This is a genomic window from Enterobacter sp. BNK-29 (assembly GCF_048684785.1).
Classification (GTDB): domain Bacteria; phylum Pseudomonadota; class Gammaproteobacteria; order Enterobacterales; family Enterobacteriaceae; genus Enterobacter; species Enterobacter cloacae_M.
Genome location: NZ_JBLQTU010000001.1, coordinates 84,060 through 102,164, shown reverse-complemented (window position 1 = coordinate 102,164; position 18,105 = coordinate 84,060). Strand labels below are relative to the sequence as shown.

The 18,105-nt window shown below is 54.9% G+C and carries 21 protein-coding genes and 1 other annotated feature; of the genes, 6 read left to right on the top strand and 15 right to left on the bottom strand.

Features of this window, described 5'->3' with window-relative positions; all coding sequences use genetic code 11:
• Positions 1–10 precede the first annotated feature (10 nt).
• Positions 11–1,471 (bottom strand): cardiolipin synthase, encoded by a 1,461-nt coding sequence (gene cls, locus ACMGGX_RS00505; RefSeq protein ID WP_029741729.1) that lies wholly within the window; start codon positions 1,469–1,471, stop codon positions 11–13.
• Positions 1,472–1,615: 144 nt separating this feature from the next.
• Between cls and ACMGGX_RS00500 the strand changes: the two genes are divergently transcribed.
• From ACMGGX_RS00500 to ACMGGX_RS00490, 3 genes are all read left to right on the top strand, one after another.
• Complete coding sequence (locus ACMGGX_RS00500; protein ID WP_086379783.1) at positions 1,616–1,789, top strand: YciY family protein; 174 nt, start codon at positions 1,616–1,618, stop codon at positions 1,787–1,789.
• A gap of 109 nt (positions 1,790–1,898) precedes the next feature.
• Positions 1,899–2,534: a leucine efflux protein LeuE gene (gene leuE / locus ACMGGX_RS00495; protein ID WP_023312092.1), complete on the top strand. Its 636-nt coding sequence runs from the start codon at positions 1,899–1,901 to the stop codon at positions 2,532–2,534.
• Between the two features lie 93 nt (positions 2,535–2,627).
• Positions 2,628–3,581, top strand: a complete 954-nt coding sequence (locus tag ACMGGX_RS00490) for a helix-turn-helix domain-containing GNAT family N-acetyltransferase (RefSeq protein ID WP_420297892.1) — start codon at positions 2,628–2,630, stop codon at positions 3,579–3,581.
• A 41-nt stretch (positions 3,582–3,622) separates the two neighbouring features.
• Here the strand turns inward: ACMGGX_RS00490 and ACMGGX_RS00485 are convergent, their stop codons facing one another.
• On the bottom strand, positions 3,623–3,919 hold the full coding sequence (locus tag ACMGGX_RS00485) for a YciI family protein (protein WP_029741731.1): 297 nt from the start codon (positions 3,917–3,919) through the stop codon (positions 3,623–3,625).
• A gap of 220 nt (positions 3,920–4,139) precedes the next feature.
• Here ACMGGX_RS00485 and tonB point away from each other — a divergent pair, with 220 nt between their 5' ends.
• A complete protein-coding gene (tonB, locus tag ACMGGX_RS00480) occupies positions 4,140–4,862 on the top strand; it encodes a TonB system transport protein TonB (protein WP_420298736.1) in 723 nt (240 codons plus the stop codon).
• 39 nt (positions 4,863–4,901) lie between these two features.
• On the opposite strand, the gene yciA is transcribed toward tonB, so the two are convergent.
• The 4 genes from yciA to ACMGGX_RS00460 all read right to left on the bottom strand — a co-directional run bounded on the left by yciA (position 4,902) and on the right by ACMGGX_RS00460 (position 7,171).
• A complete protein-coding gene (gene yciA, locus ACMGGX_RS00475; protein ID WP_008502796.1) occupies positions 4,902–5,297 on the bottom strand; it encodes an acyl-CoA thioester hydrolase YciA in 396 nt (131 codons plus the stop codon).
• A gap of 104 nt (positions 5,298–5,401) precedes the next feature.
• A complete protein-coding gene (locus ACMGGX_RS00470) occupies positions 5,402–5,941 on the bottom strand; it encodes a septation protein A (RefSeq protein ID WP_028018783.1) in 540 nt (179 codons plus the stop codon).
• 56 nt (positions 5,942–5,997) lie between these two features.
• Complete coding sequence (locus ACMGGX_RS00465; protein ID WP_032656704.1) at positions 5,998–6,741, bottom strand: YciC family protein; 744 nt, start codon at positions 6,739–6,741, stop codon at positions 5,998–6,000.
• 25 nt (positions 6,742–6,766) lie between these two features.
• Entirely contained in the window at positions 6,767–7,171 is a 405-nt protein-coding gene (locus ACMGGX_RS00460) for a YkgJ family cysteine cluster protein (protein WP_348553966.1), read from the bottom strand.
• A gap of 282 nt (positions 7,172–7,453) precedes the next feature.
• On the opposite strand from ACMGGX_RS00460, the gene ompW reads away from it, so the two are divergent.
• On the top strand, positions 7,454–8,086 hold the full coding sequence (gene ompW, locus ACMGGX_RS00455) for an outer membrane protein OmpW (RefSeq protein ID WP_023312086.1): 633 nt from the start codon (positions 7,454–7,456) through the stop codon (positions 8,084–8,086).
• 45 nt (positions 8,087–8,131) lie between these two features.
• Here ompW and ACMGGX_RS00450 read toward each other — a convergent pair whose 3' ends face one another.
• From ACMGGX_RS00450 to yedE, 3 genes are all read right to left on the bottom strand, one after another.
• Positions 8,132–8,470 carry a hypothetical protein gene (locus ACMGGX_RS00450; protein WP_420297891.1) on the bottom strand — a complete coding sequence of 113 codons (339 nt, stop codon included), beginning with the start codon at positions 8,468–8,470 and terminating at the stop codon, positions 8,132–8,134.
• 126 nt (positions 8,471–8,596) lie between these two features.
• Positions 8,597–8,830: a sulfurtransferase-like selenium metabolism protein YedF gene (yedF, locus tag ACMGGX_RS00445; protein WP_003856774.1), complete on the bottom strand. Its 234-nt coding sequence runs from the start codon at positions 8,828–8,830 to the stop codon at positions 8,597–8,599.
• Complete coding sequence (gene yedE, locus ACMGGX_RS00440; protein WP_126795683.1) at positions 8,827–10,038, bottom strand: selenium metabolism membrane protein YedE/FdhT; 1,212 nt, start codon at positions 10,036–10,038, stop codon at positions 8,827–8,829. The genes yedF and yedE overlap by 4 nt, the downstream gene beginning before the upstream one ends.
• A gap of 619 nt (positions 10,039–10,657) precedes the next feature.
• Between yedE and ACMGGX_RS00435 the strand changes: the two genes are divergently transcribed.
• Positions 10,658–11,293: a response regulator transcription factor gene (locus ACMGGX_RS00435; RefSeq protein WP_420297890.1), complete on the top strand. Its 636-nt coding sequence runs from the start codon at positions 10,658–10,660 to the stop codon at positions 11,291–11,293.
• Between the two features lie 133 nt (positions 11,294–11,426).
• Here ACMGGX_RS00435 and trpA read toward each other — a convergent pair whose 3' ends face one another.
• From trpA to trpL, 6 genes are all read right to left on the bottom strand, one after another.
• The gene (trpA, locus tag ACMGGX_RS00430; protein WP_420297889.1) at positions 11,427–12,236 is read right to left on the bottom strand and encodes a tryptophan synthase subunit alpha; all 810 of its coding nucleotides are present in this window, start codon (positions 12,234–12,236) and stop codon (positions 11,427–11,429) included.
• Positions 12,236–13,429, bottom strand: coding sequence for a tryptophan synthase subunit beta (trpB, locus tag ACMGGX_RS00425; protein ID WP_023312081.1), 1,194 nt, complete (start codon positions 13,427–13,429; stop codon positions 12,236–12,238). Before trpB ends, trpA begins: the two co-directional genes overlap by 1 nt.
• A gap of 10 nt (positions 13,430–13,439) precedes the next feature.
• Positions 13,440–14,798 carry a bifunctional indole-3-glycerol-phosphate synthase TrpC/phosphoribosylanthranilate isomerase TrpF gene (gene trpCF, locus ACMGGX_RS00420; RefSeq protein ID WP_181593273.1) on the bottom strand — a complete coding sequence of 453 codons (1,359 nt, stop codon included), beginning with the start codon at positions 14,796–14,798 and terminating at the stop codon, positions 13,440–13,442.
• Positions 14,799–14,801: 3 nt separating this feature from the next.
• Entirely contained in the window at positions 14,802–16,397 is a 1,596-nt protein-coding gene (trpD, locus tag ACMGGX_RS00415; protein WP_023312079.1) for a bifunctional anthranilate synthase glutamate amidotransferase component TrpG/anthranilate phosphoribosyltransferase TrpD, read from the bottom strand.
• Positions 16,397–17,959: an anthranilate synthase component 1 gene (locus ACMGGX_RS00410; RefSeq protein ID WP_047174183.1), complete on the bottom strand. Its 1,563-nt coding sequence runs from the start codon at positions 17,957–17,959 to the stop codon at positions 16,397–16,399. The genes trpD and ACMGGX_RS00410 overlap by 1 nt, the downstream gene beginning before the upstream one ends.
• A 23-nt stretch (positions 17,960–17,982) precedes the next feature.
• Positions 17,983–18,076, bottom strand: a sequence feature (Trp leader region).
• The gene (gene trpL, locus ACMGGX_RS00405; protein WP_106993556.1) at positions 18,053–18,097 is read right to left on the bottom strand and encodes a trp operon leader peptide; all 45 of its coding nucleotides are present in this window, start codon (positions 18,095–18,097) and stop codon (positions 18,053–18,055) included. Its footprint overlaps the feature before it by 24 nt.
• Positions 18,098–18,105: the final 8 nt, after the last annotated feature.

Genomic DNA, 18,105 nt, shown 5'->3' with positions numbered 1-18,105 from the left:
TGGGCACGTTTTACAGCAACGGACTAAAGAAGTAAAACAGTCGTTCGGCAATTCTCTGCCACATCGGACGTTTTACCCACAGTCTGGCATCCAGCAGCCGCGAGCGGGAGATATAATCATCCTGCACCGCCGCAAGGTCGCCGCCAAAGCCGGCATCATCAATGACCAGCGTAATTTCAAAGTTTAGCCACAGGCTGCGCATATCCAGGTTGACCGTTCCCACCAGGCTCAGCTCACCGTCGACAAGAACGCTCTTGGTGTGGAGCAATCCGCCTTCAAACTGATAAATTTTCACCCCTGCGGCCAGCAGTTCGCTGAAGAATGCCCGGCTGGCCCAGCCCACCAGTAGGGAGTCATTTTTGCGTGGCAAAATGATGCTGACATCGACACCGCGCTGCGCTGCGGTACAAATCGCGTGCAGGAGGTCGTCGCTGGGGACAAAGTAGGGCGTCGTCATGATCAGATATTCACGCGCTGAGTAGGTTGCCGTCAGCAGCGCCTGATGGATTAAGTCCTCCGGGAAGCCCGGCCCGGAAGCAATGGTATGAATGGTGTGACCGCTCGCCTCTTCAAACGGCATAATATTGCCGTCCGGCGGTGGCGGCAGGATACGCTTGCCGGTTTCAATCTCCCAGTCGCAGGAATAAACGATGCCCATCGAGGTGGCAATCGGCCCCTCCATTCGCGCCATCAAATCAACCCATTGACCTACGCCCGAGTCCTGTTTGAAGAAGCGCGGGTCAACCATATTCATGCTGCCGGTGTAGGCAATATAGTTATCGATCATGATCATTTTGCGATGCTGACGAAGATCCATCCGGCGCAGAAATACGCGCAGGAGATTCACCTTCAGCGCTTCAACCACTTCGATCCCGGCATTACGCATCATGCCCGCCCAGGGGCTACGGAAAAATGCCACGCTACCCGCGGAGTCAAGCATCAGGCGGCAGTGAATGCCGCGTCGCGCCGCGGCCATCAGGGATTCCGCGACCTGGTCAGCCATCCCGCCGGGCTGCCAGATATAAAAAACCATCTCGATATTATGACGAGCCAGCTGAATATCGCGGATTAACGCCTGCATGACGTCGTCGGACGAGGTCAGCAGCTGCAGTTGATTGCCCTTAACGCCGCCAATCCCCTGACGGCGCTCGCACAGCTTAAACAGTGAGGAGGCGACGCTGCTGTTCTCCTCGGCAAAAATATGTTTGCAGGCTTTAAGGTCGTTCAGCCACTTCGCGGTGGAGGGCCACATAGCGCGGGCCCGCTCGGCGCGGCGTTTACCCAAATGAAGCTCACCGAAAGAGAGATAGGCAATAATTCCCACCAGCGGGAGGATATAAATGATCAGAAGCCAGGCCATGGCAGAGGGTACGGCTCTGCGCTTCATCAGGATGCGTAATGTCACACCCGCGATTAACAGCCAGTATCCCAAAATGACCAGCCAACTCACCACGGTGTAGAAGGTTGTCATAGGTAAAAAAATCCTTTTGAAAGCGTATTGTTATGAGTGTACGCATCAGGATTCATCTGGCAAATAAAAACGCCAGGTAAAAGCGCTGGTTTGCTGCCGGGTTGGGTTTATAATGGCGACTCTGTTAGTTAAAGAGTTGTAGACATGAAGCGCAGTAGAACAGAAGTAGGGCGCTGGCGCATGTTGCGACAGGTGAGTCGTCGCAAGGCTCGTTGGCTGGAAGCACAATCCCGCCGCAATATGCGTATTCACGCCATCAGAAAATGTGGATTGACCAGGCACCGCAATGCGTTGCTGTTCGCAGTCCAGGATATCTGAAACCATGAGGGCACCGTAACGGGTGCTCGCTGATTTTATAGCGTCTGATTTTTTAGGAATAGCGTATTTGCAGCGATATTCCTGTTGTGCTTAGCAAAAGGAGGGAGAAGTGTTTGCGGAGTTTGGCGTACTGAATTTCTGGACGTATGTTGTCGGCGCGTTTTTTATCGTGCTGGTGCCAGGGCCCAATACCCTGTTTGTGCTAAAAACCGGGATCGGCCACGGTGTTAAAAAAGGGTATCTTGCCGCCACGGGCGTATTTATCGGCGATGCGGTGCTGATGTTTCTGGCCTGGGCGGGCGTCGCGGCATTAATCCAGACCACGCCGGTACTGTTTAATATCGTGCGCTATCTCGGGGCCTTCTACCTGCTCTGGCTGGGCGGCAAAATGCTCTGGTCAGTGGTGAACCGCCAGAAAAATGCCCATGAGAGCGGCCCTGAACCTGCCAGTATGATCATGAAACGTTCGCTGGTATTAAGCCTGACCAATCCTAAAGCGATTCTGTTCTACGTATCGTTCTTCGTTCAGTTCATTGACGTGAATGCACAGAGCACCGGCACTTCTTTCCTGATCCTCGCGACGACGCTGGAGTTGATAAGCTTTATGTACATGAGCTTCCTGATCTTCTCAGGCGCGTTTGTCACGCGTTATCTGAAAACGAAAAAGAAACTGGCAAAGCTGGGGAACGGGCTGATAGGGCTGCTGTTTGTCGGGTTTGCGGCGAGGCTAGCGTCACTACATTGATGGTTTGAAAGGCTCCTGAGGGAGCCTTTTTATTATGTTTGACAACCCCTCATCGGTTAGTTGTATAGTGCAACTAAATGATGAGGGCACAACATGCACAGCGAAACCCCGGTAGTCAGTGTTATTCGACGTTCCTCGCGCCTGATGGTGCGAGAGTTAGGCTTTATGGCCTCGACCCTGGCCTCAACGAATTACTCACCGTCTGCCGTCCATACTCTGGTCGAAATAGCCCTACGCAAAGAGATAACGGCGAGTCAGCTGGTGCAGCTGCTGGGCCTGGATAAGTCCAGCGTCAGCCGTATGCTTGCTCGTCTGATTGCCGCGGGTGAGCTCGAGGAGGTTATTTCAGCTGAAGATGCGAGAGCGAAGAGCATCAGGCTGACCGCGAAAGGTCATGAGACGGTCAGTAAAATTAATACCTTTAGCAACGAGCGCGTGGTCTCAGCAATAAAGAGTCTTGCTCCTGCCCAGCAGCAGACCATTTCTGAGGGGCTCTCCCTTTATGCCAACGCGCTTCTGGCGTGCCGTGAGACGGGTAACGACACGCGCCCTGACGAACTCACGATAGTTAAGGGGTATATTCCCGGCATGATTGGCCGTGTTGCGGAGATGCACGGGGTTTATTACGCGCGCGAGCACCATTTTGGCCGCTTTTTTGAGGCCAAAGTGGCTACAGGTGTTGCAGAATTTAGTGACCGCCTGGATAAGCCATGCAATCAGATCTGGCTGGCGGTGATGAACGGCAGGATAGTGGGATCGGTGGCGATAGACGGCGAGGATTTAGCGCCGAATGAAGCCCATCTTCGCTGGTTTATTCTCGACGATGGCTGCCGGGGACACGGGGTGGGGAAAAAACTGCTGACCGAAGCGATGCGCTTTTGCGACAGCGTGGATTTTTCTGCCGTGCATCTCTGGACATTCAATAAGTTGACTGCGGCACGACGTTTATACGAATCGTTTGGATTTACGCTCGTCAAGGAGTGGGAGGGCGACCAGTGGGGAACCCTTATAACGGAGCAGCAGTTTACCCGGCTCAGAGACGCGTAACCTCTACCATAAAAAAGGCTCCTTTCGGAGCCGCTTTGGTATCAGAACACTTTTTTATACGGTCGAACCGTCACTTTCGCATACACACCTGCGGCAACATACGGATCTGCGTCAGCCCATGCCTGAGCGCTTTCCTGAGATTCAAACTCAGCAATCACAGTGGAACCGGCAAAACCGGCGGCGCCCGGATCGTTGCTGTCTACTGCAGGCATTGGGCCGGCGGTCAGTAAACGGCCTTCATCCTGGAGCAGCTGCAAACGTGCCAGATGCGCAGGGCGCACGGCCTGACGTTTTTCGAGCGAATCAGCAACATCTTCAGAGTAAATCACGTAAAACACGGCGAAGCTCCTTAACCGGTAAAAGTGTCAGTTACGTTATGTGAAAGGGCAAACGACTGCAATGTAAAATAAAAACAATGTTAATACCCTGATCTGAATGCGCCTTTTTTGGCCTCTCATGCGCTAAAGTTGCGTAAGAACAAAGTGTCTTATTGAATATGATTGCTATTTGCATTTAAAATCAGTGTTCGGTTTTTTAACGTTGATGATTATGACTTCGATGACCCTTGATTTACCTCGCCGCTTTCCCTGGCCGACGCTGCTTTCTGTCGTGATTCACGGTGCTGTTGTGGCGGGTTTGCTGTATACCTCGGTTCATCAGGTTATTGAAATGCCCGCGCCCGCGCAGCCGATTTCGGTGACGATGGTATCGCCAGCGGATCTCGAACCGCCGCAGGTTGCATCTCCGCCGCCGCAGCCGGTGGCTGAACCAGAGCCAGAGCCCGAGCCTGTTCCGCCGCCACCGAAGGAAGCGCCGGTGGTGATCCACAAGCCTGAACCGAAGCCAAAACCTAAGCCGAAGCCAAAATCGGTGAAAAAGGTCGAGGAGCGTCCGAAACGCGAGGAACGTCCGGTTGAACCGCGCGCGACCCAGACGGTAGAGAATGCAGCGCCTTCGCGTCCGGTGATGAATAACACCGCAACCGCGCCTAAGCCGACAGTCAGTGCCCCTGCGGGCCCGCGCGCGCTGAGTCGCAACCAGCCTCAGTATCCGGCGCGAGCGCAGGCCTTACGTATTGAAGGCCGCGTACGGGTGAAATTTGACGTGACCGCGGATGGCCGCGTGGATAACGTGGAAATATTGTCCGCTCAGCCTTCCAATATGTTTGAGCGCGAAGTGAAATCGGCGATGCGCAGATGGCGCTATGAGGCCGGGAAACCGGGCAACGGACTGATTGTGAATATTGTTTTCCGCCTGAACGGCGGGGCGCAGATGGAATAAAAAAAAGCCTCCTGATGGAGGCTTTTTTTTGCCTGTCGATCAGGCCTGCGGAAGTTGACGAGGTTTACCCTCGCTATCCACTGCAACATAAATAAACAGCGCTTCGGTGGCCTTATAACGCTGCCCAATCGGTTCAGAAGAGACTTTCTTAACCCATACTTCAATGTTGATTGAAATAGAGGTGTTGCCGCGTTTGACGCAGCGCGCGTAGCAGCAAACCACATCTCCCACCGCAACCGGGCGCAGGAAGGTCATGCCGTCCACTCGCACAGTCACTACGCGCCCGTGGGCAATCTCTTTTGCCAGAATTGCGCCGCCCATATCCATCTGCGACATCAGCCAGCCGCCAAAAATATCGCCATTGGCATTGGTGTCAGCGGGCATTGCCAGTGTGCGTAAAACCAGTTCGCCCTGCGGGGCGTTAGTTGTTGTCATTGTTTTAACTCGTAACGGAAGACTTCAGGCGGGATGCTACTATGATTTCACAGCGGAGAGAATAGACCAGAACGCCTGTCGTAGACGTTCTGGTCAGTCGTTAATCAGTGGTTATCATCCTGGGGCATATGACGATAGATGTATACGCCGCTTAACAGCGTGAAGATAAGGGTCAGCGCAGTCAGGCCAAAGACCTTAAAGTTGACCCAGATATCCTGCGGCAGCCAGAAGGCGATATAGATATTAGCGAGACCGCAAAGTATAAAGAAGATTGCCCAGGCGGTATTCAGACGCGACCAGACTACCTGCGGCAGCGTTAGTTCTTTACCTAACATGCTCTGGATCAGGGGCTTTTTCATGAACCATTGACTGAACAGTAATGCTGCTGCAAACAACGCATATATAACGGTAACCTTCCACTTAATAAATTCAACATCATGCAAGGCAATGGTCAATCCACCGAACACCGCAACTAAAATGAACGTGATAAGCGCCATTTTTTCGACTTTGCGATAGCGAATCCAGCTATAGATCAGCACTACGGCGGTCACGACGATTAACGCTTTTGTTGCAGCAAAAATGTCATACAACTTATAGACAGCGAAAAAGACCGCGAGCGGTAAAAAATCAAGAAACTGCTTCATTCTGTGATTCCATCTTCTGAACGGGGCGGGTGGCAGCGATGCCGCCCGCCTCAGGATTACTGACGAATTAACATATACAGGCGGAACAGATAGACCAGCAGTACCGCTGAAATCAGATTGCTCAGCGTATTCGCCACTACCGCGCCAACATTGGGCGTTAATACCGCAAAATTCGGTGCAAACAACAGCAGGAGCGTTTTGGCGAGCAGCCAGCCGATCACGGCGGGAGCCACCAGACGCATATTCGCCCATGCCAGTCTGATGCTGCTGCGCATCGCGGTAAAAATCCCCATCTTATCCTGCACCACCATCACAGGCGCAAATGAAAGCACGATAGCCAGTAATACGCCCGGCACCACGACCAGCATAATCCCCATTTGCACCAGCATGGTGGTTAAAAAGATCAGGATAAACAGCTTAGGTAAGACTGGCGCACTCGCACCAATCGCCCGTAAGGCGCTGACCCGGTGACCCGCCGAGACCAGCTGAATCATCAGCAAAACGCCGCCCGCCAGAACCGCATTACCAATCAGGCCTGAGAACGTTGACGCGGCAGACGCCCGCAGCAGAATCTGCTGCTGCTCCGGCGTCATGTTTTGTACCAGTTCAAACAGCCCCACGCTTCCGGCAAGGTGGTCGCCCTGGCTCAGGCTGGCAATCTGTTCTTCACTCGGTGAGAAGGCATGGCCCAGCACCACCGTGATAAAGGCACATAGCAACGCGATCAGTAAAAAGGTTATGAACTGATTGCGGAAAAAGTTTCCCGTGTCACGGTAGACAGACTTCGCCGTGATAGACATGCACTCTCCTTGAGTATTGCAGGTGTTAATTAGCCGACAATTGTACACCGGATGCACCTGCTGTGGCAGCATCAAGGCTTGTATGGAAAAGCATATCTTTGTAAAGCGGCGGTAATCCAACGCGCGCCCGTGCGCGATTGCAGGCTTCGTTGACCTGCCCATCTTCCCCCGACATGGCAAATTCCCGGCACGGGCTGGGCCGATCCTCATAGATGGAACATCGGGTAGAGACCCCGGGCTCGCCCTGTAGCGCTACGCAGCGGGCCTGCTTTTGGTTTGTGCCGCTCATGCAGCGCAGAAAAGGCGTTAGCGGCTCTGTGAGATGAACCGGAACGGTACCGCCGCCATCGCTGGCTTCGGCCCAGTAGAAAGAGACTCGAAAATACGCACAACAGGCTCCGCACGTCATGCACGGGTTGATATCACTCATGGCACACCTGCTAAAGAAGAACGCATCAAATCAACTTGTGAGAGCGATAAATTATCCAGCCGCCAGAGGAAGAGCAAGAGGGGGAAAAGGGAAAATTTTGTAACCGTGAAATGCCAAAAATTGACATGGAAACAACTTATCGCTTTTGGATGCGTAACAAAAAATTAATCCAGATCAATGAATGTTAAGTTACTGGTTTTAATGTGATCTGTAGCAGATCACTTATTACTCATTTGTGAGTATATTCTCATCCGCGATTAAAACCACAACGATGGAGCGGATATGAAAAAATTAGCGGTGGCAGCCCTTGTATTAAGCAGTCTCTCTGGCGGCGCGTATGCGCATGAAGCAGGCGAATTCTTTATTCGTGCCGGTTCGGCTACGGTTCGCCCAACTGAAGGATCGGATAACGTGCTGGGAATGGGCGGTTTTAACGTCAGTAATAACACCCAGTTAGGGTTAACGTTCACCTATATGGCGACGGAAAACGTTGGTGTTGAGCTTCTGGCTGCAACGCCGTTCCGCCATCGCGTGGGTCTGGGCGCAACGGGTGATATCGCTACGGTTCACCATTTACCGCCAACGCTGATGGCGCAATGGTACTTTGGCGATGCCAGCAGCAAGGTGCGTCCTTATATTGGCGCCGGTGTGAACTACACCACTTTCTTCGACGAGAAGTTTAACGATACTGGTAAAGAGGCCGGTCTGACGGACCTCAGCCTGAAAGATTCGTGGGGTATGGCGGGGCAGGTCGGTCTGGACTATCTGATTAACCGCGACTGGCTGATTAACGCCTCGGTCTGGTACATGGATATTGATACGGACGTACGCTTCAAGGCGGGCGGTCAGCAGCAAAGTATCAATACTCGCCTGGATCCGTGGGTGTTTATGTTCTCTGCGGGCTATCGTTTCTGATCCCCGTCAAACTGGCCACAGGGTGGCCAGTTTGCTTTGCTCACTTCAAAACGACGGATAAACCGGTCGCTCATCAAGCTTTACGCAGTGCCTGAGGGTATTTTCCCCATCATATAAATAGCTGAAAGCGTCGCTGGACAGGGAATGGAAAAGAATATCCCCGTTGGCAAACGGGATGATTTCGGTATCACCTGCACGTTTATGTCCCGCGCCGGTTTCAAAATGGCCCCGCCATCGTTCCTGGGTATGGTCATAAACGTGCAGAATGACCTCGACAAGTCCTCTTTGCGGACAATTAAGGCGCAGGAAGGTAGAAGAGAAATTCAGGGACAGCGCATGGAAGGGAATCAATAAGGCGAAAACCAGTAAAGCTCGTAAATACATCAAACCGCGAAAACCTCCTTCAAAAGGGAAGTGAGATTTTACTTAAGTCAAAAATCGCGTTTTTGCCGTGGATCAAGATGTCTTATAATTCAATACGATAAAGGCCCCACGCGAGGCCCTTAGCGATCATTTTTGAATCAAATAGCGAATGGTCGGGCCATCCTGCTGGATATCCAGCACCGTGTAGCCGTGGTTTTTCGCATCCAGCGGAATGTTGTTGATGGACTGCGGGCAGTCGCTGACGACTTCCAGAATTTCCCCTTTTTTGAGCTGCGGCAGGGCTTCAAGCGTGGCAACAGCCGGATAAGGGCAGGGTTCACCGACCATATCCAGACGGTAATCGGGCACGATCTCTTTCATGCAGCATTCTCCTGGGTTTCTGTTTTAACACTCGCGCGACGGAAGAAGCGTTTCTCCTGCGCGATAACCAGTAGAAAAGCGACCAGCAGCAGGGCGTAGGTGACCAGCAGGCCGCCGAGGGGCCCGAAGGTGTTCAACAGGTTTACCTTGTCCCAACTCGTGGCAAGCGCCGGGGACAGATCGTCCCAGAAGTACGCCAGGATCGTCGAGCCGATAACATTTCCCAGGCCCACCCACCAGTAATGCACCTGACCTTCAACGGCGCGGTACATCCAGCCGGTTTCACACCCGCCAGCCAGCACGATCCCGAAGCCGAACAGCAGGCCGCCAATGACCGCGTTAGGACCGGCCCACATGATTTTCGGTTCGACGCCGAGCTGAACATAGCTGAAGATACCGATGGCGCTGACCGCCATCCCGGCGATAATCGCCTTTGCCATCATCGTACGGCCGGTGATCCACATATCGCGAAACGCGGAGGTAAAGCAGATCTGCGCGCGTTCAATGAGCAGACCAAAACCCACGCCGAACAGCATCGCCAGGCCGAGTTTGGGCTGATTCATCGCAGTGCAAAGCGCCCAGGCGACCATAGCAAAAAAGATCAGCATACCGAGGCGGAAACGGCGACGCGCCTGGTCTGGGTTCTGGGTTAACGGTGACGCAGCGCTGACTTTTGTCATTTTCACCGGAATGCGGAACAGCGGCAGCAGGGTGAATTTTGCGCCAAAGTAAGAGCCGATGGCCGTGGCGACAGCAAAGAACCAGGCGTGAAGCGAAAACTGAGGAATACCCGTAAAGAAAGCGGCCAGGTTACAGCCCATCGCCAGACGGGCGCCAAACCCGGCAATGATACCGCCGACCACCGCCTGCATTATGCGAATACGGCTTTTGGGCATCCGCAACTTAACGTTGTTTGCCCACAGCGCCGCCGCGAAGCAGCCGCCGAACATGCCGATGATCATCATCCCATCGATGCGGGTAAGCGGCGTACCGTCCAGATGAATGAGTTTAAAGTAACCCCACTCTTCGGTATGCACGCCAGCGAGCTGTAGCAATTGACCACCCCAGCGGGTGAACTCGCCGGTCACGGCCCAGAAGGTGCCGGTGATGCCGAAATAGTAGGTAGAGAGAATGCCTGCCGCGATAACGGCCGGGACAGGTGACCAGAACTTAACCAGGTAAGTCTGTTTGAAGGCGTGCCATGACATGAATAAGCCTCTGAACTCAGAAGGTGTAAGTGAATTTAACGGACTGGAATATATATCTTTTTCGTTTGCCTCAAAACCTCTCCAAACCTTTTCTCCAAAATACCGCCTCTTTTTATGACCTTAGTCATTAAACCGTGCTGCGTTTGGATTCTCGGCACGGCTGCGGAATTCAGAGAAGCAAGAGCCGTTGATATACCTGATGTTCTGACAGAGACTCTGGCTGGAGTGCGGGTGGATCCTGAATCGGCGTTAACACCAAAAACGCACTCTTATGCAGCTAACCACCTGGCAGATATAAAAACTGCACCTTAAAACGACAGGGCTAAGATAATTCCCGCGATATGAGTCAAATATATACAAAAGGGTTTGCTTGAAAGCTGAGTTTTAACAGTACCGCTACTCAAAAATGACTTTTATATGTATCTTTTTTTCAGAATATCCTCATGCTAATTACCTTTGCTAAATTAGAATATTCGCATATGGATTGTTAGTCTTTGATTTTGTTACTTCGGGTTATTAAACGATATCAGACATAGAGGCTGGCAATTCTAAAATTTTTTGTGAATGGACGCCTCCGTTCGTATTATGTACGTCGAAGGCCAGGAGAGGAGAGAGTGAAATGGAAGATGTTGTTTATGTTATCGATGATGATGATGCATATAGGCTGTTTGTGGTTAAATTGTTAATGGCGAAAGGTTATCAAACTTTTGACTTCAAAAATGCCGAAGAATTTCTCTCCTGCCCCATAGTTGATCATCCCTCATGCTTAATACTTGAAATTAACACGCCAGACACTAACGGTTTCGATGTGATAGATGCCCTGAAGGAACGTGGCTGTACAATACCGATAATTATCCTGACTATGACCAGTTCAATCCCACTCTGCGTACAAGCGATGAAAGCAGGTGTTCGGGACTTTTTGACTAAGCCAGTCGAACCGGAACAACTTATCAATGTCGTGAAAGATGTGCTAATCGAAGCGACTAATAATTTTTTAGAGCAGCAAAGAATATTCGAGCTTTGTAAAAACTATCAGGCATTGACACGGCGCGAGAAGCAGACCTTTGAGTTGGCGATTAACGGCCTGCAAAACAAACAAATTGCGTCTGAACTGGGCATATCAGAAATTACCGTGAAGGTCCATCGACGTCGGGTTATGGATAAAATGCAGGTTCGTACTTTAGCTGATTTGGTCCATGCTGCCGGTACTTTACAAATTGGTAAGTCCCGATGTCCGCCCCGGAAGCGTTATTAATAAAGCATAATTGAGGCATTCATCATTACTTGCCTGTCAATTGCGTTCTTAAATAGCAGCCTGCACGTCAGCAGCATGAAGAGTGATAACCCGGAAGGGTAACCGTCTGGCAGGAAGCCAGACGGTGGAAGGGTTATGCTTTACGCGTCGCCGCTTTCATTGCGGTCACAAACGCTTTCAGCTCGGCCAGCATCTGCTCGGGCTTGTCCACGTTCTTTTCGATGATCTTCACAATCGCGGAGCCGGAGATGGCACCAGCCGCCTTCGCGTCAATCGCTGCGGTGACCTGATCCGGGGAGGAAATCCCGAACCCCTGCAGCGGAGGCGCGGCATGATACTCGGCCAGCTTCTCCACCAGATGATGCAGCGGCAACGCCGCTTTGTTCTCGGCACCGGTCACGCCCGCGCGGGAGAGCAGGTAGGTATACCCGCGTCCGTAAGAGGCAATCTGGCGCAGCAGTTCGTCATCGGCGTTCGGCGGGCAGATGAAAATCGGGGCGACGTTATGGCGCATGGCCGCCTGACGGAATGGCGCAGACTCCTCGACCGGCACGTCTGCCACCAGGACGGAGTCGACGCCCACGCGCGCGCACTCGGCATAGAACTCATCAATACCGCGGTTAAAGACCAGGTTGGCGTACATCAGCAGGCCGATCGGAATGGTCGGGTGCTTCTGGCGAATCGCCGCCAGCATCTCGAAGCACTGGGTTGGCGTCACGCCGGAGGCGAATGCGCGCAGCGTCGCATTCTGGATGGTCGGGCCATCCGCCAGCGGATCGGAGAACGGAATACCCAGCTCCAGCGCGTCGGCGCCAGCTTCAATCAGGGTGTCGATAATCTTCAGCGACTGTTCCGGGCCCGGATCGCCCAGGGTGACGAAGGGAACGAACGCGCTTTCCTGGCGGGATTTCAGCTCTGCAAATACGTTATCGTAGCGTTCCATCAGATTTCCCCTCGTGCTTTCAGAATATCGTGAACGGTGAAGATATCTTTGTCACCGCGGCCGGAAAGGTTCACCACCAGCAGCTGTTCTTTTTCCGGATTTTCTTTCATCATTTTCAGCGCGTGCGCCAGCGCGTGCGAAGACTCCAGCGCCGGGATGATCCCTTCGCTGCGGCACAGCGTTTTAAAGGCTTCCAGCGCTTCGTCATCGGTAATGGAGACATAGTCCGCGCGGCCGGTACTGTTCAGATACGCATGCTGCGGCCCGACGGACGGGAAGTCGAGGCCGGCAGAAATAGAGTAAGACTCTTCAATCTGACCCTCATCGGTTTGCATCATCGGGGATTTCATCCCGAAGTAGATCCCCACGCGGCCATGCTTCAGCGGCGCGCCGTGTTCGCCCGATTCAATGCCGTGACCGGCTGGCTCGACGCCAATCAGGCCCACGCTGGTGTCGTCGATAAAGTCTGCGAACATGCCGATGGCGTTAGAACCGCCGCCAACGCAGGCGATCACTGCATCCGGCAGACGACCCTCTTTTTCGAGGATCTGCGCTTTGGTCTCTTCACCGATCATGCGCTGGAATTCGCGCACGATAGTCGGGAACGGGTGCGGGCCCGCCGCGGTACCGAGCATATAGTGTGCGGTTTCATAGCTGCCAGACCAGTCGCGCAGCGCTTCGTTACAGGCATCCTTCAGCGTCGCGGAGCCGCTGTGCACCGGGATCACTTCTGCTCCCATCAGCCGCATACGGAAGACGTTCGGAGACTGACGCTCAACGTCTTTCGCTCCCATATAGATGCGGCATTTCAGACCGAGCAGGGCGCTGGCAAGCGCAGAGGCCACGCCGTGCTGACCCGCACCGGTTTCGGCGATGATTTCGGTTTTGCCCATACGCTTCGCAAGCAGCGCCTGACCCAGCACCTGGTTAGTTTTATGCGCGCCGCCGTGCAGCAGGTCTTCACGCTTCAGATACAGCGTGGTTTTGGTGCCTTCCGTCAGGTTGCGGCATTTGGTCAGCGCGGTCGGACGACCGGCGTAATTTTTCAGCAGGTCGGTAAATTCAGCCTGAAACGCCGGGTCTTTCTGCGCGCTGACAAACGCTTCTTCCAGCTGGCGCAGAGCGGGCATCAGGATTTGCGGGACGTACATCCCGCCGAACTCACCAAAATACGGGTTAAGTAATGTCGTCATCTTCTCTTCCTTAATATGCACGCAGAGTTTTAAAAACCGAGGCCAGCTTGCTGGCATCTTTGATACCCGGTTGGGACTCTACGCCTGAATTGAAATCGAGGCCTGCGCAGCCGGTTTTAGCGGCTTCTACGCAGTTATCCGGGCCTAATCCGCCCGCCAGCAGGACGTTGTCCAGTTTTTCGCCGTTCAGCAGCGACCAGTCAAAACGCTGGCCGGTACCGCCCTGGCCGTTATCGAGGACGTATTTATCCACATGGTTCAGGTTACGCGAGGGCAACGTATCGCCAACGCTTTGCGCTTTCCAGATCTGCACCTGTGGTGCCAGCGCGGCGCGCAGGGCATCGATGTAGCTCTGGTCTTCATCGCCGTGGAGCTGCACCGCGCTCAGGGATAACGCGTCGGCTTTGGCCGCAACGTCTGCAATATCTGCGTTGCGGAAAACGCCCACGTAGCTGAGCGGAGCCGCTGCGATGACCTTACGCGCCTGCTCTTCGCTGACCGCGCGAGGAGATGAGTCCACAAAGATCAGCCCGCCATAAATCGCCCCGGCTTCATACGCGGCCTGGGCATCCTGTTCGCGTGTTAAGCCGCAGACTTTGTTTTCACCCAGCAGCACGCGACGCACGGCCGCATTGAGATCGTCATGTTCCATCATGGCGGAGCCAATCAGGAAACCGTTGGCGAAGTGGCTCAGCTCGCGCACCTGGGCGTAGCTGTTAATGCCGGATTCGCTGATCACCGTGACGCCAGACCCCAGACGCGGCGCCAGCTGACGCGTACGGTTAAGGTCAATGGACAGGTCGCGCAGATCGCGGTTGTTAATGCCGACCACTTTGGCTTCCAGCGCAATCGCGCGCTCCAGCTCCTCTTCGTTGCTCACTTCGGTCAGTACGCCCATGTTCAGGCTGTGCGCCACGGCGGAAAGCTGGCGATACTGCTCGTCGTCGAGCACCGAGAGCATCAGCAGGCAGGCGTCGGCCTGGTAAAAACGCGCCAGCCAGATCTGATACGGGTCGATAATAAAGTCTTTGCACAGGATCGGCTGCGGCGCGATGCCGCTGACGATGGGCAGAAAATCGAAGCTGCCCTGAAAATATTTCTCATCCGTCAGCACGGAGATGGCTGAAGCATGATGCTTATAAATGCCGGCAATACGCGCCGGGTCGAAATCGTCACGAATAACGCCTTTGGACGGGGACGCTTTTTTGCACTCAAGAATAAACGCGGTGCGCGTACCCCGCAGGGCGTCATAGAAACGACGGCTGCTCGGGACGACGTCATTCTGGAAACTGGCAAGCGGCTGCTGTTGCTTGCGGGCTTCCACCCAGATGGCCTTATCGGCAACGATTTTCGCTAAAACGGTCTGCATTCTTTACCCTCTTGCCGCAAGTGCGGTAACGCGATCGTAAGCTGCACCGGAGCGCAGTACATCCAGAACTTTTTGAACGTTGGCCTTCAGGTCTTCCTCACCGTGCAAACGCATCAGCATGGCGACGTTGGCAGCAACGGCGGCCTCATGGGCGACTTCTCCTTTACCTTGTAATAAGCGCGTCAGAATGTCACGGTTTTCTTCCGGCGTACCGCCTGCCAGCGCTTCCTGATGGTATGGCGCAAGGCCGAAGTCTGCAGCCTCCAGCTGATAGCTCAGGATTTCACCGTCGCGCAGTTCGGCCACCAGCGTTGGCGCATGAAGAGAAACCTCATCCATACCGCCGCTGTGCACCACGGCGGCACGCTGATAACCCAGCACGCGCAGCGTCTCGGCAATCGGCAGAACCAGCTCAGGGCTGTAAACGCCAATCAGCGCCAGCGGCGGGTGAGCCGGGTTGATCAGCGGGCCGAGCACGTTAAACAGCGTGCGGGTTTTGAGCTGCTGACGAACCGGCATCGCGTGGCGGAAACCGGTGTGGTATTTCGGCGCAAACAGGAAGCAGACGCCCAGGTCATCCAGCGCTTCGCGGGAACGCTCGGCGTTCATATCGAGGTTAATACCGAATGCGGCGAGCAGGTCGGAAGAACCTGACCGGCTGGACACGCTGCGGTTACCGTGCTTCGCGACCTTCAAACCGCACGCCGCCGCCACGAAGGCGCTGGCGGTGGATATATTGATGCTGTTACTGCCGTCACCGCCGGTACCGACGATATCCGCAAACTGATAGTCCGGGCGCGGGAACGGGGCGGCATTTTCCAGCAGGGCCGTAGCGGCACCGGCAATCTCCTGCGGGCTTTCGCCGCGGACCTTCATGCTCACCAGCGCGGCTGCCAGCTGCTCAGGCTTCAGCTCACCGCGAACCACGGCGGAGAAGAGCTGATGGCTCTCCTGCTGGCTCAGGGTCTGCGCCTGGTACAGTTTTTCCAGAATCGGCTGCAGGGTGTTGGTCTGCTCCAGCTTCTGTAACGCCCAGTCGAGCGTCTGCTCCAGCAGGCGGGCGCCGTGGGAGGTCAGGATTGATTCCGGGTGGAACTGCAGGCCGCAGACCCGGTCCGCGTCGTGGCGCACCGCCATCACCATGCCTTCAAACGAGGCGTTGATCGTCAGCCCGGCGGGAATATTGCTGCCAACCAGCGAGTGATAGCGCGCGACCGGGAGCGGGTTCGGCAGCCCGGCAAACATCGCCTGGCCGTCATGTTCAATGCTGGACGCTTTACCGTGCAGGATCTCACCCGCCTGGCCAACGTAGCCGCCATAGGCTTCAACAATCGCCTGATGGCCGAGGCAGATGCCGACGATCGGCAGTTTGCCGCGCATGCGGGTCAGCAGCTCCGGCATACAGCCCGCTTCGCTCGGCGCGCCTGGCCCCGGGGAGAGCATCAGCACCGGGTTTTGCATGGTGGCCAGACGGTCAATCAGGGTCTGCGCCGGAACGTGGTTGCGGTAGATAACGACGTTGTGGCCATTCGCACGCAGCTGATCTGCCAGGTTATAGGTAAAGGAGTCGATATTATCGAGCAGCAGAATGTCAGCCATCAGAAAATCTCCTGTGCATGGTGTGCGGTAGCAATGGCGCGAAGGACCGCACGGGCTTTACTGCGCGTTTCGTCAGCTTCAGACTGCGGAACAGAATCAAGAACAATCCCGGCACCCGCCTGAACGGTGGCAATACCGTCTTCAACGTAGGCGGAGCGGATTACGATGCAGGTGTCGAGGTCACCGTGGGCGGTGAAGTAGCCCACCGCGCCGCCGTAGCTGCCGCGACGGCGTCCTTCGGCGGCGGCAATCAGCTGCATGGCGCGTACTTTCGGCGCGCCGCTGAGGGTGCCCATGTTCATACAGGCGCGGTAGGCGTGCAGCACGTCGAGATCGTGGCGCAGCTCGCCGACCACGCGGGAGACCAGGTGCATCACGAACGAATAGCGGTCGACTTTGGTCAGGTCCGCCACGTAGCGGCTGCCGGGAGTACAAATGCGTGCCAGATCGTTACGCGCCAGGTCAACCAGCATCAGGTGCTCGGAGAGTTCTTTGTGGTCGGTGCGCATCTCCAGTTCGATGCGGCTGTCCAGATCGCGATCCAGCGAGCCATCGGCGCGACGACCTCGCGGACGGGTACCGGCAATCGGGTAGATCTCAATCTGACGGCTGGTGGCGTCGTATTTCAGCGAGCTTTCCGGCGAGGCGCCGAACAGCGTGAATTCATTGTCCTGCATGAAAAACATGTACGGGCTTGGGTTACTCTTTTTCAGCACGTCGTAGGCTGCGAGCGGCGACGGGCAGGGCAGCGAGAAGCGACGGGACGGCACGACCTGGAAAATTTCCCCGGCGCGAATCGCTTTTTGCATCTGGCGAACCACGGCGCCGTACTGATCGTCAGTCTGGTTAACGTCGCAGGTCATTTTCTCCACGCGCTGCACCGGCAGCGCGGGTGGTGCTTCCGTCATCTGCTGCTGCAGCTGAGCGATGCGGTGCTCAAGACGGTTTTTCTCAGCGGCAGACGGCGTGAACAGGCTTGCCTGGATGCGGGTGTATTGCTTCTGGTGGTCGATCACCAGCAGCGTTTCAGCCAGATAGAAGCAATAGTCCGGGCAGCGATTACCTTGCTCGGTTTCCGGCAAATCTTCAAATCCGGCGACCAGGTCGTAGGCAAACAGCCCGCCGAAGAACATCGCCTCACGCTCGTCTTCCGGCACGGTGACCAGATTCTGCAGCAGGCGGAAGGCATCGAAAACGGACAGGGAGCAGAGGCGCGCGTCTTCGTCCAGCAGCTGGCTCACCGGCGGGAAATGCAGAATGCGCATTTCTGGATGACGTTCATTTTCAATGCCCGACGGCAGGGCGGCATCCAGCAGCGGCAGCAGCGATGCGCCATTGTCTGATAATGCCTTGATGGTGACAGTGTCACCTAAAGCGGTAATGCGCAGCGCGCTGTCGACCAGCAGCAGGCTCTTGAGATCGTCCTTGCTGTCGATATCCGCAGACTCCAGCAGCAGCGTTGCCGGACGAGCCCCGCACACCTGATGAAACAGCGCGGTCGGGTTGTGGCGATAGGCCGCCTCGCAGGTCAGCAGTTCGAGATGAGGTTTGGCTGTTTGCATGTTGTTGTTCTCATATTTTGTTCAAAAAAAAGCCCGCTGGGTAGCGGGCGGGTATCTGTTTGCATTTCGCAGACGCGTGACACTGCCCGAAGATCAGGAAGTGCGCCACCAGCCGTGCAGAGTGAAATGTGCTGTCATTTTCAGAT